The sequence below is a fragment of the Sneathiella sp. genome, assembly GCF_002694385.1.
In the GTDB taxonomy this organism is placed as follows: domain Bacteria; phylum Pseudomonadota; class Alphaproteobacteria; order Sneathiellales; family Sneathiellaceae; genus Sneathiella.
In genome coordinates, this window is sequence record NZ_NZMB01000012.1 from 513,720 (window position 1) to 529,983 (window position 16,264).

Annotated in this window: 7 protein-coding genes and 1 riboswitch; of the genes, 4 read left to right on the forward strand and 3 right to left on the reverse strand. The window is 59.4% G+C overall.

Annotation, left to right across the window (positions count from 1 at the left end):
- Window positions 1-27 precede the first annotated feature (27 nt).
- Both CMN55_RS09145 and CMN55_RS09150 read left to right on the forward strand, forming a co-directional pair.
- Window positions 28-4,536 carry a MupA/Atu3671 family FMN-dependent luciferase-like monooxygenase gene (locus tag CMN55_RS09145; protein ID WP_293949483.1) on the forward strand — a complete coding sequence of 1,503 codons (4,509 nt, stop codon included), beginning with the start codon at window positions 28-30 and terminating at the stop codon, window positions 4,534-4,536.
- Window positions 4,537-4,625: 89 nt separating this feature from the next.
- Entirely contained in the window at window positions 4,626-10,808 is a 6,183-nt protein-coding gene (locus tag CMN55_RS09150) for a type I polyketide synthase (protein ID WP_293949484.1), read from the forward strand.
- Here CMN55_RS09150 and CMN55_RS09155 read toward each other — a convergent pair.
- The 3 genes from CMN55_RS09155 to CMN55_RS09165 all read right to left on the reverse strand — a co-directional run bounded on the left by CMN55_RS09155 (window position 10,798) and on the right by CMN55_RS09165 (window position 13,650).
- Window positions 10,798-11,640 (reverse strand): alpha/beta hydrolase, encoded by an 843-nt coding sequence (locus CMN55_RS09155; RefSeq protein ID WP_293949485.1) that lies wholly within the window; start codon window positions 11,638-11,640, stop codon window positions 10,798-10,800. The genes CMN55_RS09150 and CMN55_RS09155 overlap by 11 nt on opposite strands.
- Window positions 11,641-11,827: 187 nt before the next feature.
- Window positions 11,828-12,916: a TRAP transporter substrate-binding protein gene (locus CMN55_RS09160; RefSeq protein WP_293949486.1), complete on the reverse strand. Its 1,089-nt coding sequence runs from the start codon at window positions 12,914-12,916 to the stop codon at window positions 11,828-11,830.
- On the reverse strand, window positions 12,916-13,650 hold the full coding sequence (locus tag CMN55_RS09165; RefSeq protein WP_293949487.1) for a hydroxyethylthiazole kinase: 735 nt from the start codon (window positions 13,648-13,650) through the stop codon (window positions 12,916-12,918). Before CMN55_RS09165 ends, CMN55_RS09160 begins: the two co-directional genes overlap by 1 nt.
- A 50-nt stretch (window positions 13,651-13,700) precedes the next feature.
- Window positions 13,701-13,800, reverse strand: a riboswitch (TPP riboswitch).
- Window positions 13,801-13,972: 172 nt separating this feature from the next.
- On the opposite strand from CMN55_RS09165, the gene CMN55_RS09170 reads away from it, so the two are divergent.
- Together CMN55_RS09170 and CMN55_RS09175 are read left to right on the forward strand one after the other, a co-directional pair.
- Complete coding sequence (locus CMN55_RS09170) at window positions 13,973-15,193, forward strand: MFS transporter (protein WP_293949488.1); 1,221 nt, start codon at window positions 13,973-13,975, stop codon at window positions 15,191-15,193.
- Window positions 15,194-15,266: 73 nt separating this feature from the next.
- On the forward strand, window positions 15,267-16,217 hold the full coding sequence (locus tag CMN55_RS09175; protein ID WP_293949489.1) for a hypothetical protein: 951 nt from the start codon (window positions 15,267-15,269) through the stop codon (window positions 16,215-16,217).
- Window positions 16,218-16,264 lie beyond the last annotated feature (47 nt).

The following is a 16,264-nucleotide window of genomic DNA, read 5'->3' on the forward strand; positions in this document are numbered from 1 at the left end:
TAAAAGGCGGAAGGTCCGAGTAATAAAATGAACGGTTTTTTCGTGGGTGAGGGAACCCTTCTCGTCCAGTGCGTGGAGGAATTCAAACGCGCAGGCGGGGCAGTTTCCGGAGTTCTGAGCAGTGAGCCACGGGTCCGCGCCTGGGCAGTGGCGGAAGGATTGCCGCTTTTCGGATCGCCGGAGGATGCGGGTCTTCGCGATCTTGCCTTCGATTATCTGTTCAGCATCGTCAATCTGACGATCTTCCCGCAACATCTGCCCGTGCAGGCGCGAAAGTTCGCCATCAACTTTTTTGACGGTCCGCTACCCAGATATACCGGGATCAATGTCACGTCCTGGGCGCTGATGAACGGCGAGACATCGCATGCGGTCACCTGGCATGAAATGAAGGAAACGCCGGACGCGGGACGTATCCTGAAATCCGGCTCCGTCGAGATTTCTCCCGATGAAACATCCATGAGCCTCAATGCAAAATGTTATGAGGCCGGGCTCGCTTCCTTCGCCCTGCTTGTTCAGGATTTGAAAGAAAACCGTCTTGCGCCCGTCGAACAGGGCGTGGAGAAAAATATCTATACGGCCGACATGCGCCCGGCAAATCTGGGGGCGCTCGATTTCACCAAGCCCGCAGTTGAGCTCGACCGGTTGGTTCGCGCGCTTGATTTTGGCACTTATGCCAATCCGCTCGGGGCCGCGAAAATCTGGTCTGGCACGGGGGTTTCTCTTGTCGGAAGCCTGAAAGTCAAGGAGGGGCCTGCCTCCGCCCCTGCCGGGCATGTTGTTTCTGTGGATGATGAGACGGTTACCGTTTCTGCCGCAGATCACGATGTGGTTTTAGGGAATTTCCGGTGCCTCGCCGGGGAGCCACGCCATCCGAATGCCCTCGGGTTGCCGTCGGGCGGACAGATTCCGCCCCTGCCAACGCTTGACGCCGAGATGGTTGACGCAACCGCGCGCGGGGAAGTTTACTGGCAGAAGGCTCTTGCTGGAGCCCAGCCGCCACAATCCCCCTATCCGGCGAACCGGGATCTCGCCATTGGCGCCGTGGCGATGCCGCTGTCGCTTGACCGCGCGCTTGATTTGGATGAGGCCGCCACTGCCCTTCTTGTCTGGCATTCCCTTCTGATGGGGGCGAAGACGGTTTCTTGCGGTGTCGATAGTGAGGCGGGGGCGCATCCGTTGCTTGCGCCGAGCCAGCTTGTCACCCTGGAGGTGGATGCCGCTGCCACGGTTGCCGAGACAGTTGCCAGCTATCGCAAGGCAAAGGCAGAGGGCGTTACAGCGGGTCCGCGCAGCGTTGATCTTATTGCTCGTCTGCCTGATATTGCCGCGCGCGACGCCGCGTTGCGATCGCTGCGGGTTGCAGTGACGTCAAGAGAGGGCAGCGATACCGACCTTCTGGAGGACCGGCATTTTCTGCTGGTTGTTGGATCAAGCCCACGGCTTATTGTGCGTACGGGGTTATATGGGCGCGAAATGCTTGGCTTTATCGCCCGCGACCTCGGCTTTTTCCTGAATGCCTTTGCCGCAAATGGTGCCTCGGCGCTGAAAACCCTCCCGCTCACCGATCCGGCGGAAGAAAAGATCGGCATGGATCATATGGGGGTCGATTATCCGCGCGATAAACGTATTCATGAGGTGATCCGGGAGCAGGTTCAGAAAACGCCGGACGCCATTGCGCTGAAAGCGGATGAAGATGTACTGAGCTATGCCGAGTTGGACCGCCGGGCCGATGCGCTGGCGGCGAAGCTGGCGGCGCGCGGGGCGAAACGGGGCGTCATTGTCGGGCTCTGCCTGGAGCGGCGAACGGATCTCGTGATCTCGCTGCTGGCCATTCTGAAAACCGGCGCGGCCTATCTGCCGCTTGATCCGGCCTATCCGGCGGAACGTGTTGCTTTTATGATCGAGGACAGCAATACCCCGATTGTTGTCGCCAGCCCGACGACCGAGTTCAAGTTCCGCCTTGATCCGGGAAAAGTGGTCTATCCGGATGTGGCCGAGGATGACGGCTTCGCGGTCCCGGACGGAGAGCCGGCCGATCTTGCCTATATGATGTATACCTCCGGCTCCACCGGCTTGCCGAAGGGCGTGATGCTGACGCATCGCAATATCGTCAACTTCTTTACGGGAACCGATCTGACGGTCCCGCATGACGGAGAGGTGCGCCTGCTGGCCATTACCTCCGTTTCCTTCGATATTTCGGTTCTGGAAATTTTCTGGTCACTCGTGCGCGGCTTCACGGTTGTGCTGCAGACGGATGGCGCGGCGTCCGCGCCGGTGCCGGGATTCAGCCTGTTCTATTTTGCCTCCGAAGTGGCGGGTAGCGGCCATGAAGCCTATCGTCTGCTGCTGCAGGGTGCGAAATTTGCCGATGACAACGGCTTTGAGGCGATCTGGACACCGGAGCGGCATTTCCATGCCTTTGGCGGGCTCTATCCGAACCCGGCGATCAGTTCGGCGGCCGTCGCGGCGATGACGAAGAATGTCGATATCCGCGCCGGTTCCTGCGTCTTGCCGCTGCATAACACGGTGCGCGCGGCCGAGGACTGGGCGCTGGTGGATAATATCTCCGCCGGGCGCGCCGGAATTGCGATTGCCAGCGGCTGGCAGCCTAATGATTTCGTGCTGCAACCGGAAAATTTTGAAAACCGCAAGGATGTGATGCTGGACGGGATTGATACCTTGCGCAAGCTGTGGCGCGGCGAGAGTATCCGATTGCCGAACCACAAGGGGGAAGAGGTGGAAATATCCACGCTGCCGCGCCCCGTCAAGGGGGAAATCCCCCTCTGGATCACGGCGGCAGGCAATCCGGAGACATTCGCGGCCGCGGCCCGCAAGGGCTGTTATGTCTTNACCCATCTGCTGGGTCAGAANTTCGAGGATGTGGCGGAGAAAATCCGTGCCTACCGGATGGCCTGGCGGGAGNCGGGGCATCCCGGCACAGGCAAGGTCTCGCTGATGCTGCATACCTTTGTCGGTGAGGATGAGGATTGGGTNCGCGAAACCGTGCGCGGACCGATGAAGGAGTATCTGAAAAGCTCTGTTGATCTGCTNCGCCGCGCGTCCTGGAGTTCACCGACCTTCAAGCAGAAGGCCGANGCNACCGGGGTCACGCCGCAGGAAGTGTTTGAAAAACAGGAGCTTACAGAAGAAGAGATGGATGCGCTCCTGACCCATGCGTTTGAGCGTTATTACGAGACAAGCGGTTTGTTTGGAACGCCGGAAAGCTGTCAGGAGCTGGTGCGCGAGATTGCCCGCATGGGCGTTGACGAAATTGCCTGCCTGATCGACTTCGGCGTTGATACGGATCTGGTGCTGCAGCATCTCACCTATATCAATGACCTGAAAAACAACCTGATTGCCGAGGGCGGCGTCGCCCGTCAGGCATCGGTCGCCGAGCAGATCGCCGAGCATGATATCACCCATTTCCAGTGCACGCCGTCGATGGCGTCTTTTCTGGTTGCGGAAGCGGCGGGCCGGACGGCGCTTGGCAGGCTTCAGGTGATGATGGTGGGCGGCGAAGGTTTCCCGCCGGAACTGGCGCGTAACCTGCGCACGCATCTGAAAGGATCGCTGCTCAATATGTATGGCACGACGGAAACGGCCGTCTGGTCCTCCGTTGCCGATTTGAAAGCAATCGGCGACACCATCCCGCTGGGAGAGGCCATGGCCAACACCATTTATTCCGTCCGGAATGAATTCGGTCAGGCCTTGCCGAGCGGCGTTGCCGGGGAACTCTGGATTGGCGGCGACGGCGTGGCGAGAGGCTACTGGAACCGTGAGGAGCTGACGGCGCAGCGTTTTCTTGAGACATCCGAGGGACGTTATTACCGGACCGGTGATCTGGTCCGGCATATGCCGGACGGGCGGCTTGAGTTTCATGGGCGGATGGACAATCAGGTGAAGGTGCGCGGTCACCGGATCGAACTTGGCGAGATCGAGGCGAAGCTGGGCGCGCTGGAAGAAGTCAAGGATGCGGCGGTAACCGTGTTCGAGACGGGAGACAGCGATAAGCGGCTGGTCGCCTTTGCGACGGCTGCGCCGGGTTATACGATTGATCCGCAAGGAGTGCGCAAGAAACTGGGAGAGGTGTTGCCAGAATTCATGACGCCGTCGCAGGTTGTTGTCCTCGACAAGATGCCGCAAACGCCAAACGGCAAGATTGATCGCAAGGCCCTGCCGAAACCGCAAGGCAAGACATCCGCGGCGACGGAAGCGGCGCAAAGTGATACGGAAGCGGCCATCGCCAAAATCTGGTGCGAGGCGCTGGGCCTTGGCGAAGTCGGGGTCAGCGACAATTTCTTTGATCTTGGCGGCCATTCATTGCTGGTTGTGCAGGTGCAGCGCCGACTGAAGGAGCTGTTCGACAAGGAAGTTGCCATCACCGATATGTTCCGTTTCTCGACCATTCAGGCGCTGGCCCGGCATATTGACGGCGGGACGGCAGAAGGAGAGACGACCGCAGCCATGCGCGGCGCGCAGCGGGCGGCCGCCCGGCGGGCCCGGCTCGCGGCACGAAGCGGGACAGCCGCACAATAGAAACAGCGGTGGCTATACATTGAGAAATATCTTTGGCAGGATGAATCCCGTCAGGGGGGCGGATCATCCGGACATGGTAAAAGCAGGATATGACAGATAATACAGGGACAGCAGAGGCATCTGACCGGATCGCCATTGTGGGAATGGCGGGACGGTTTCCCTCTGCCCGCACTGTCTCGCAACTCTGGAATCTGCTCTCGGAAGGGCGCATCGGGACGCGCTGGTTCACCGATGAAGAGATGCTTGCGAACGGGGTGAGCCCGAAAGAGCTGGCTGACCCTGCTTATGTGCGGGCGGCGAATTATCTTTCCGACATGGAATGCTTTGATGCCGGGTTTTTCGGGTTTTCGCCGCGGGAAGCCTCCATTCTTGATCCGCAGCATCGGCATTTTTTGGAATGCGCCTGGGAAGCGCTTGAAGATGCCGGTCATATGCCGGAGCATTTCGATGGGCGCATCGGTGTGTTCGCCGGATCCGGCATGCAGGCCTATCTCCCGTTCAACCTGCTGACCAACCCCGATCTAGTGGCGGAAATCGGTATGTTCCTGTTGCGGCACACGGGCAATGACAAGGATTTCCTCACCACTCGGCTATCTTATATCCTGAACCTTCAGGGCCCGTCGGTTGCCATTCAGACGGCCTGTTCGACCTCGCTTGTGGCGGTGCATCACGCGGCGGCCAGTCTTCTCTCCATGGAATGCGACATGGCGATTGCGGGCGGAGTCTCGGTCGAGCTGCCGCATCGTCATGGCTATAAATTCGCGGGTGGCGAAATCCAGTCACCGGACGGGCTGTGCCGCCCGTTCGATAATGACAGCGAGGGAACCGTGTTCGGCTCCGGCGCGGCGCTTGTGGTGCTGCGGCGTCTGGAAGATGCGCTTGCCGACGGGGATGATATCAAGGCGGTGCTGATCGGCTCCGCTGTCAATAACGATGGGGCGCAGAAGGCCGGATATCTCGCGCCCAGTGTGGATGGGCAGGCCGAAGCGGCGGCCGAAGCGCTGGCCATTGCCAATGTGCCCGCGGAAACGGTCAGCTATGTGGAGGCGCATGGCACGGGCACGCCGGTGGGTGATCCGATCGAACTGGCCGGTCTGTCGCAGGTCTATGGGGCGGGCGGCACAGGCTTTTGCGGCATCGGCTCGGTCAAAAGCAATATTGGCCATCTGGATACGGCGGCGGGCGCGACCAGCCTGATCAAGGTGGTGGAGGCACTGCGTCACGAGGTCATTCCTGCATCGCTTCATTACAAAACACCGAACAGCCGCTTTGATATTGCGAACAGCCCCTTTTATGTGGTGTCGGAACGCCGCCCCTGGCCGCGCGGCGCCGTCCCCCGCCGGGCGGGGATCAACTCCCTCGGCGTTGGCGGGACAAACGCCCATGCGATTATTGAAGAGGCGCCGCTGCGTCCTGCCATACAGCGGGAGGAAAGCTGGCGACTGTTTCCCTTTTCGGCGCGCAATGTGGCGGCGCTGGATGGATTGCGGGATAAATGGCGGGAGTTTGTCAACACGCCCGGCATGCCGGACCTTGCCGATGCTGCCTATACCCTGCGGCACGGCCGTCGGGAATTTTCGGCGCGCCGCGCCGTTGTCGCGAAAACGCAAGATGATCTGAAGGCGGCGCTGTGGGGGGAGGCGCCGGCTCATGTGATGAATGGCATGGCGGAAAAAGGCCCGGCGGAAGTTGTGTTCATGTTTCCGGGCGGCGGTGCGCAATATCCGGGGGCAGGGGCCGGGCTGCTGGCCACTTCGGACGCCTTCCGTGCGGCCGTTGATGACTGTTTTGCGCAAATTCCGCTGGATGCTCCGGCCGATTTGCGGGAAATCATGTTTGAAAGAACACTGGAGGATGCGGAGGCGCGGGGGCGGATGGAAATGTCCGGCTATGCCATTCCCGCCCTTTTTATCCTCGAATATGCTTATGTCCGAATGTTCCAGAGTTGGGGGATCGAGCCCGCCGCCGTTCTCGGTCATAGCGCCGGGGAATATGCGGGTGCGGTCATCGCCGGGGTGATGTCGCTTGCCGATGCGCTGAAAGTCGTTGTCTGGCGTGGCAAGGTGATGGATGCCGCCGCTGCGGGCGCCATGAGCATTATCCCCGCCCCGCATCAGAAAGTGCGGGAAATGATCGGTGATGCCCTGGATATCGCGGCGTTGAATGCGCCGGACCTGTGCGTCGTTTCGGGGGAGGTCGCGGAGGTCGCGGCCCTCGAAACCCGGTTGAAGGGCACGGAGTATGAGGCGACACGGGTGCGTATCAATGTCGCCGCCCACAGCCGTATTCTGGATGATCAGCTTGATAATTTCCGGAATGGCATTCAGGGAATTCATCTGCAAGACCCGGAGATTCCCTTTGTCTCTTCCTTGCGGGGCGGCTGGCCGGAGGCCGGGGATTTCTCGACCATTGACTATTGGGTCAGGCATCTGCGGCAGACGGTGCTGTTCGCCGATGCCGTAGAAACCGTTCTGGAAAAACCGGGCCGTATCCTGCTGGAAGTCGGGCCGGGGCAGACACTTGGGCCGCTCGCCGAGATGACTGCCGGGAAATATGATCCGCTTGCCGTCATTTCCGCCGGTCGCCCACCGAAAGAGGCGGATGAGGATATGGCGCGCGCTCTTGCGGCGGCGGGACGCATCTGGACGGCGGGCGGGGAGATTGACTGGGATGCCCTTCCCGGTACAGAGGGCCGCCGGGTGTCCCTCCCGACCTATTCCTTTGCCAAGGAGCGTCACTGGATCGAGCCCGGAAAAGGCCTGTTGGCCGAGACAGCCGAAGTGGAGGCCGACAGCGCCATTCACCTGACCCGGAGTGAAAATCTGGATGACTGGTTTGTTACCAAGCGCTGGAATCTGGCGCCGGTGCCTCCTGCGGAAGTGCGTCATGGCGGGCTGTGGCTGCTGTTTCATGGCGGGGATCCGGTGTCGGAAGCGCTGGCCCGGTTGCTGGCGGAGCGACGGGAGAGCGTCGCCATTGTCCGGCCGGGGGACAGTTTTTCCAAAGAAAACAATGAATACCGCGTGGCGCCCGATAGCGTTGAAGATTTCGAAACCCTGTTTGAAACCCTTGGGGAGATGCCTGTTCATATCCTCAATGGCTGGCCCATGGCGTCTGCCGTGGACGGGCAGGCGGGGTTGTTTGATGCGGCGTTCTGTCTTGTCCGGACAATTCAGTCCGTTGATCCGGCGGAGGATGTGCGGGTTACCTTTATTGGCAGTGGCGGCGTTTCCGTAAAAGGAGAGGATGTTCCCTATCCTGCCCTTGCCACCCTGATCGGCCCGGTCCGGGTTGCGCCGCGCGAAGTGCCGGGCCTGCATGGCCAGTATGTGGATATTGAAGCGGGGGAAGATCCGCTCTGGCTGGCCAAAGCCATTCTGGATGAACAGGATGGCGCGACATCCGATGATTTGATTGCTTTCCGGGGGCGGCAACGCTATGCGCAGGCTCTTGAAAAGCTTCCCGTATCCCCGGCAGATGAGGTGCCGAAACGCCTGAAAGAAAACGGGCGCTATGTGATTACCGGCGGCGCGGGTGGTATTGGCATAACGCTGGCCCGCTATCTGGGCGTCCGGGTGCGGGCGAAAATTGCCCTGATCGGTCGTTCGACCTTCCCACCTCGTTCGGAATGGGAGGGACTGCTGGCCCGGTCTCCGGTCTCACCGCAGTCCGTTGCCATTCAGGCCATCCGTGAGATTGAGGCGGCGGGCGGCGAGGTGTTGTTTGTTCCCGCCGATGTAACGGACAGGCAGGCGCTCAAATCGGCTCTTGAGACCATTCGGGAGGCCTTTGGAGGCATTGACGGGCTGTTCCATGGCGCGGGCCTTATGGATGATGCGCCCATGCTGGGCAAAGGCCTGAAGGATACGCATCGCGTGCTTGCGCCAAAGGTGACGGGCGGCGCCAACCTGGCGGCGCTTCTCCCCGACGGATCTCTGGATTTCTTTGCCGTTTTCTCCTCGACCTCCGTTGTCACGGCGCCACCGGGGCAGGTCGATTATGTGGCTGCGAACAGTTATCTTGAAAGCCTGGCCGCCGCGCGTCGTGACGGGCTGGCCATTTCATGGGGCGTTTGGCGCGATGTCGGCATGGCGGCGCGTGCCTATCGTCATATGGATGAGACTGCCGCAGGGCCGCATCCCCTGCTCGGTCCGATGGAAACACAGGAAAAGGGGGTACTTTCCTTTACGTCCTATTATGATCCGGCGGCGCTTTGGGTGCTGAATGAACATGCGGTCGGCGGGGTGCCCGTCCTGCCCGGAACGGCCTATGTGGAAATCGCCTGCGCCGCGATGAGCGCAGCGGCGGCGGGCCGAAAATGGGAACTGCATTCCCTGTCGCTGATGAGTCCGATGGTGTTTCCGGACGGTGCGCGGATGCGGGTTGTTGTGACCCTGACCCCCACTGAACGCGGATTTGAATTCCAGGTGATGAGCAGCAAGTCGGCGGAGGCGCCGCTGGTAGAGCATGCCCGCGCGCAAATCATTCTGAAACGGCTTTATGACCGCCGCCCGCCCCGTTCGTTACAAGCGACGGGCCCTCTTGCCATTGCAGATTACAGTGGCCGGGATTCGCAAGGAGAATTGATCGACTTTGGCCCTCGCTGGGACAATATCGGGGAAATTCGCACAGGCAGGGGCGAAATCGAAGCCGATTTTACCTTGCCAGAGGCTTTCGCATCAGACCTGAAAGATTATTCGGCGCATCCGGGTTTGACCGATACGGCGGCGACAATCGGGCTGTATCTTCTCTCCGATATCGGCCGGAAAGGGGCGTTTTATGCGCCCATGTCCATTGACCGCTTGCGCATTTTCGGCTCCCTGCCGCGCTGGTTTAAAACCCGCGCGCGGCTGGTCGCGGAAACGCCCGGCCGGTATGCCAGCTTCGATGTCATCTTCACAGATGATCTCGGCACGGTGCTGATGATCTGGGAAGGGTTCGCGCTCAGCCGTATCGAGGGAGAGTCGTTTGATGAGGCCAGCACGTCCGAGCAGCTTGTCGATGTGCTGATCGCGCAAGGCATTGGCATAACAGAGGCGGCGGCCGTCTTTGACCGCCTGTTCAATTCCGATGCGAACTCTCTGGTTGTCTCTCCGACCTCCATGGCAGATATTGCGCGCGAAATGGCCCGCATTGGTGCGAACCGCAAAAAGAAGACGGCGCGGGCAGCCGTGGAAGATGGCGCCCCCTCGGCCGTTTATGCCAACACGGTGGAAGAGAAAATCGCAGCCTTCTGGTCAGAGCTTCTGGGGGTCAACCGGCCGGAGCCAGAAGCGGACTTTTTTGATCTTGGCGGGCATTCGCTGGCCGCCGTGCGGCTCTTTGCGAAAATCCGTAAGGAATATGCGACCGATCTGCCGCTTGCCACCCTGTTCCAGGCGCCGACACTGCGACTGCTGTCCAATATGGTGATCCAGAAAGGAAATCTGGAAGTGACGAAGGTTGCCGTGGCCGATGACGCTCTGGCGACGGAGGAAGAAGCCTGGTCGCCGCTGGTCCGTATCAAGGCAGGGGCGGCAGAAATAAAACCTCTGTATCTGGTGCATGGCGCGGGTGGTAATGTGCTCAATTTCCGCTCTCTTTCCGGCTATCTCGATCCGCGCGTGCCGTTCTATGCGCTGCGGGCACTCGGCTCGGACGGGGGCGCGGAGATTCATCAAACCATTGAAGAGATGGCAAGCTGTTATGTGGAGGCGGTTCTCAAAAACCAGCCGGAAGGGCCGTATCATCTCGCCGGTTATTCGGGTGGTGGCGTGATTGCCTTTGAAATGGCGCAGCAGCTGCGCCGTGCCGGGCATGAGGTTGGCCATCTGATCTTCTTTGACACGCTGGCGCCGGAAATCGAACCGCACCGTATCAGCCTGCTGGAAAAAATCTGGATGGCCCGCCACTGGAGTCTTGGCTTCGCGCTGCGCTGGCCTCTGCGTAAATGGCAGAGCCGCGCCGCCCGGCATGAAATGGCGCAAATCTCGGCCCTGCTTGCAGAGGGGAAGCATATCCCTGACGAATTGATCGGCAGACGGATGACCCAGGCCTATCTTGAAGCGGAAGGTCGATATCGCCCTGAAGACTATCCAGAGGATGTGCTGCTCTTCAAGGGAAGCGAGGCGAGTGTCGAATTTCTCCGTGCGGGGACCTATCTCGGCTGGGACAGATATATTTCAGGCAATATCGATGTGATGGTCTTTGACTGTGATCACTTCAATATGATGATTGATCCGACGATTGGCGAGATTGGCAAGATCGTGAACGAGCTTTTGCTCAATCGGTGAGGCGGCCATGCGTGACATGTGTGCGATAGAAGGCCACCGCATCCCGATATAGACCGGCTTCTCCCAGGTTCACATGCGTTCCCTGCGGATAGGCATGAAATTCCTTCGGCTGAACCGCGGCCTCAAACAAACGCTCCCCCGACGCCATTGAAATGGCACTGTCCTGCTCTCCGTGAAACTGGATGAGGGGCGCATTGATACGGGCAATGCGATCCATGGAGTCATAGCGTTCCCGTGTCATGAGGCAACAGAAGGGCAGGCCGTAATATCTGTCCGTGAAATAATCGCAGAAACGGGCATAGGCGGCCTCCAGCGTGAGGGCGGCGATCTGACGTTCCGTGGCGAGCCGGACAGCGATGCCGCTTCCCAGGCTATAGCCATGGGCAATACGGCTTTGCGACGGCACGGGGGTGCCCATCAGCGCATCAAGCTGATCATAGAGGGCGCGGGCGTCGGCGGCGAAATTTTCTTCCGACGGGGTGCCGTCTTGCCCGCTGGAGCCGCGATAAACGAGGGCGGCAAGGCCATATCCCTGATCCAGAAAGGGCGCCAGACGACCGACAGACGGGCCGATGGATGTGAAATTCCCCATAAAATAGAGAATAACCGGCGCATTTCCGGTTGGCGGCTTGATCCAGGCGGCAACGCGCTGACCATCTTCGGAGGCAAATGTCACTTCGCGCACACCATCGAGATTGTACTTTTCAGGACCATCTGCCGTCTGATCGAACCTGTAAATGGAACCGTAGAAAAGATGCAGTGCGCCATAGCCCGCAATAATGAGCAGGAGAATGACGGCGCCAAGAATGATCAGGCCGTTCTGGATCGTCATGAATGTTGTTCCTCCTCTTCCCGGTCCGCCTGGTCGGGATCGGGATTGTGAGCGGCGGGCAGAGGCGGGTCAAGGCGGAATTCCATATAAAACAACCATTATGGTGCCGTTCTGACAAGGTGCGGGTGGAAAAAACACCATAATGGTTACAGCTTAGCGGAATATTTACCATAATGGTTACCTGTCCTTACAGATCCCGCGCGGCGAAAAATGCCTGCCGCCCGACCTTCGACCAGCCCCGCGACAATGTGCGGGCCTGTTCGTAGGAGGCGAGGATATCCTCGGCAAGTGGATCTCCGGTAACAAAGCCGCGAATAAGATCGGGCGCGATTTCGGCGGCCCGTTTCAGAAGGTCGGCAGGGAATTCGCGAATTTTTACCGTCTCATTACCGGCGAGTTCGCGAAGAGCGCGGGCATTTTCCCAATCCGCCTCCGACAGTCCGAAGGCATTTTCCGCCGCACAGGCATTGGCAACGACGGCCTTCAAATCCTCCTCAAGCCCGTCATAGGCCGTCCGGTTGACCAGGCATTCCGCCGTGCCGTTCGGTTTGTTGAAGGACGGCCAGTAGTAATTGGGCGCGGCCTTGAAGAAGCCGAAGGCCCGGTCACTCCAGGGACCAAGATATTCCACCGCATCGACCAGCCCGCTTTGCAGGCCGGGGTAGATATCTCCGGGCGCGAGGAGCACGCTGGTCGCGCCGAGCTGTTCGAAAAGATCGCCGCCGAGACCGGCGCTGCGGATTTTGACGCCCCGCATGTCGGCAAGAGAATTGATTTCGTCCTTGAACCAGCCACCCATCTGGCTGCCCGAATTTCCCGCCATAAAGGGTTTGATATCAAAAGGTTGATAGAGCCTGTCCCAAAGCTCCTGCCCGCCGCCCTGATAAATCCAGGCCATATGCTCATGGGGGGCGAGGCCGAAGGGGAGGGTGGTGAAGAAAACGCTGGCTTTCGCCTTGCCCTGCCAGAAGAAAGAGGCCGTATGGGCAAGCTCCGCCGTGCCCCGGCCAACAGCATCGAAAACTTCAAGGGGCGGCACAATTTCATTGGCGGCATAAAGCTTGACGGCAAGTTTGCCGCCGCTCATCTCGGTGATGCGCCGCGCAAGCCGTTCTGCCGTCACGCCAACTCCGGGTGCGTTTTTAGGCCAGGAGGTGACCATTTTCCATTCCCGCACACCGCTGGCGAGGGCGGGGCTTGCAAAGCTCCCCGCGGCGGTGAGGCCTGCGGCGCTGGTGGCAAGAAAATTCCGGCGTGAAACAGTTTTTAAGGTCATTAATCCTTCCTTTCCTGAAGGCTGGTCTGACTGAATTGATAGAGATGATCGAGAAGAGCAAAGGCGAAGCTTCCGGGGCCGGAGCTCTCACATGCTGCCCGCTCTCCCGCTTTGCCAAACAGTTCAAGGCCGGTCGTTACAGCCTGAAGCCGCTTGTCCGGTTTGCTGACAGCGAGGCAGGCGGCCAGCAGTGCTGTTCCCGCGCAGCCGATACCGGTCACCTGGCTCATCAGCTTATGGCCGCCTTCAACGGTGACTTCCACGCTTCCGTCGGTGACAAGATCAGTGACGCCGGTCATGGCGACTATGGCGCCGGTTTCCCGGGCGAGTTCAACGGGCGGCAAGCCAAGCGTTGCGATTTCCCCCGCATTGCCGCGGATCAGCGCCGGACCAAGCGCGAGCAGTTTCTTCGCGTAAGTGGCGCGCGGTGCTGACCGGTCTATGAATACGGGATCGAAGATCCATGGCACTCCAATCTCCCGCGCGGCCTCGATCGCCACTTTGATCGAAGTTTTTAAATCGCCGTCAAGGGTGCCGATATTGACAAGAAGCGCATCCGCGCTTTTCGTGAAACCGGCGACTTCTGTGACATCCGAGGACATTGACGGGATGGCGTTGATCGCGAGAAGCGTATTGGCGGTCAGGGCCTGGACAACGGTATTGGTGAGACAATGCACCTTCGGCTGCTGCGTGCCGACCTCTTTCAATAGCGCCAGTATCTTGTCATCACGCATCTTCTTTCCTTCCATTTTACGGGGAAAGGGGCGCGAATTACATGGTATGACGATGAACCGGCCTCAATTCCCTCCGCCGGTTCTAACCGGATCAGGTTCTGCGGGTCGGCGATTTGCCTCTCAGCCATCATGGCACCCCGATGAGTAATTTACATCTTAAGGCCCGGACGCGGATTTGCAATGGAATTTTGGAATTAGAAAAACTAATCCATAAGGACAACAAAACTATTGTGACACTTTATTTCCCTTCATGGTAGTTTAGAGCATAATAACAGCCAGCAACCGGCCAGGGAAACGCCGCAATATCGGACAGGAAATCCCCGTGACACAAGAAAAACTCCGCTTTACCTATCTCAATTTTGGCCATTTTCTTGACCATCTTTTCATGCTGATTTTCGCAAAGGCGGCGTTCAGCGCCGGGATCGCGTTCGGCCTTGCGGAAGATGGGGCCTATGCGGACATGATTCCCTATGGCATCCCGTCGTTGATTCTGTTCGGTGCCGGTGCGCCCCTGGCGGCGTATCTTGCGGATAAATGGAGCCGCATCAACATGATGACAGTCTTTTTTGTCGGTATGGGGCTGTCTGCAATCGTCACCGGCTTCGCCACATCGCCATTGCAGATTGCCCTCGGGCTTGCGGCGATTGGACTGTTTGCCTCCATCTATCATCCGGTTGGCATCGCCATGATTGCGCAGGGCGGTGGACGGGTCGGCTGGCGCATCGGCATCAACGGAGTCTGGGGCAACATGGGCGTTGCCGCCGCGCCACTGATCACCGGCTTTATCCTGGCCAGCTATAGCTGGCAGCTTGCCTTTATCATTCCCGGCATTGCGGCCGTTCTGACAGGGATAACCTTTTTCTTTTTTGCCCGGCGGGGCGGCATGAAAGTGCCCGCCTATACGACGGGGAAAAAAGAAACCATCGGCTTCCGTCCGGGCTGGAAGCGGGCGCTGGCCGCCATCATGCTGGTTACCTCGGCGGGCGGATTTGTGTTCGGAACCATGACCTTCATCATCCCGCGGATGTTTGAGGTCAGCCTGCCTGGCGTGACCTCGGATGTGGCGACAACCGGGCTGCTGGCCGCGCTCGTATACGCTATTGCGGCTTTCGCGCAGCTTTTGGTCGGTCGTTTGATTGACAGCTATCGGATCAAGCCTGTGCTGTTTTTCATTGCCCTTGCGCAGCCGGTCCTGATCGGCATCATGGCGATGCAAACGGATTATGCGCTGTTCTTTGCAACCCTTGTCGCGATGAGCTTCGTGTTCGGCCAGATACCGATCACCGATACGGTCATTTCCCATTATGTGCCGGATGCCTGGCGGGCCAAGGTAATGGCGGTGAAGCTGATGCTCAATCTGGTGATCGGTGCGCTGTCCCTGATGGCGGCCCGTTATATTCTGGAGGCGGGGGCCGGGTTTTCCGGCATTATTTCCGTTGTCGCCATTGTGGCCGTCTTCATCTCCCTTGCCGCGCTCATCCTGCCCGGGCGTATCCGGCGGGATGTACCGCCGACGCCGGGCGCATTGGCGGCGGCGGAATAACCGGGATCGAGGCAATTGCCGGACGCGATTGTTTTTGGCATAGTTTAGAAAAACCATAAGTAAGGGAGGCACTATGCAAACCGCCACCATCGTCCGGCCCAGACAACAGCTCGCCCCGCCGGTTCGTCTCGACCCTGCTTTTTCCGATCCGGAAGCGGTGGTCGATCTGATAGAAAAAGGAAGCCCTTACAAGACGCTTTCCGCCGTGCACAAGAATACGGGGGAAACCTCCGGGGGGTGGTTCCGCAACTTCTGGGCGCTGGGCGGCAAGGTTGTGTTTGCCGGGGCGGAACCGTTCTTTCATAACCCCGAATTTATCGCCGCCGCGCAGCAGTCCTTTAATGCCGAAGTCATTCGCCCTGTCGCCATGATGACAAATCTGAACCTGCCCGCCGCCGGCCTGCCCCCGCACCAGGATCTGCCGTTCTTTCGCGGCGCGCAGAACCGGGAGGTGCCGAGCTGGATGCTGGCGCCCATGGGATATTCCACCCTGTTTCATGACTGGGCCATTCCCGTCGCGTCGGCCATCACCTGGTTTTATGACGGCGAAGGCGGAGAGTTTGAATACTGGCCGGACGGGTTTGAGGCGCCATCGAAGACCGAGCGTCCGCCCTACAGCAATTGCTGCGTCCTTGCGGATAATGAATATATGTTCCATCGCGTTGGTGCCGTCGGCCCGGAAGCGGAGCATGATCTTTATACCGGCCTTGGTCATCATGCCCGGCTGATCCTGACGGAGGCGGGGCATTGGCAGGTCGAGGATGAGGGGCGGATTGTTGCCGAACTCGAATATTCGAAAGTACGCCTTTCCGTTCTCTGGAAGGGTTATTGTTTCCGTGACGGGGCGGAGGCGGCCGCCTATGACGATCACAGCCGAGATCTGACAACAGACCTGATCATTGATATCTTCCGGAGTGATCTGGCGGCGCGGGGCATACAGGTGAAACGGCCGGAGGATTTCTGGACTGATGCGGGCTGGAAAGAAACGATTACAACTGTTTACGGCCCCCCGTCCGGCTATTAGGCTGGGGCCGGTGCAAAACTGCCGGACGGCGCACGGGAAGGGATGTC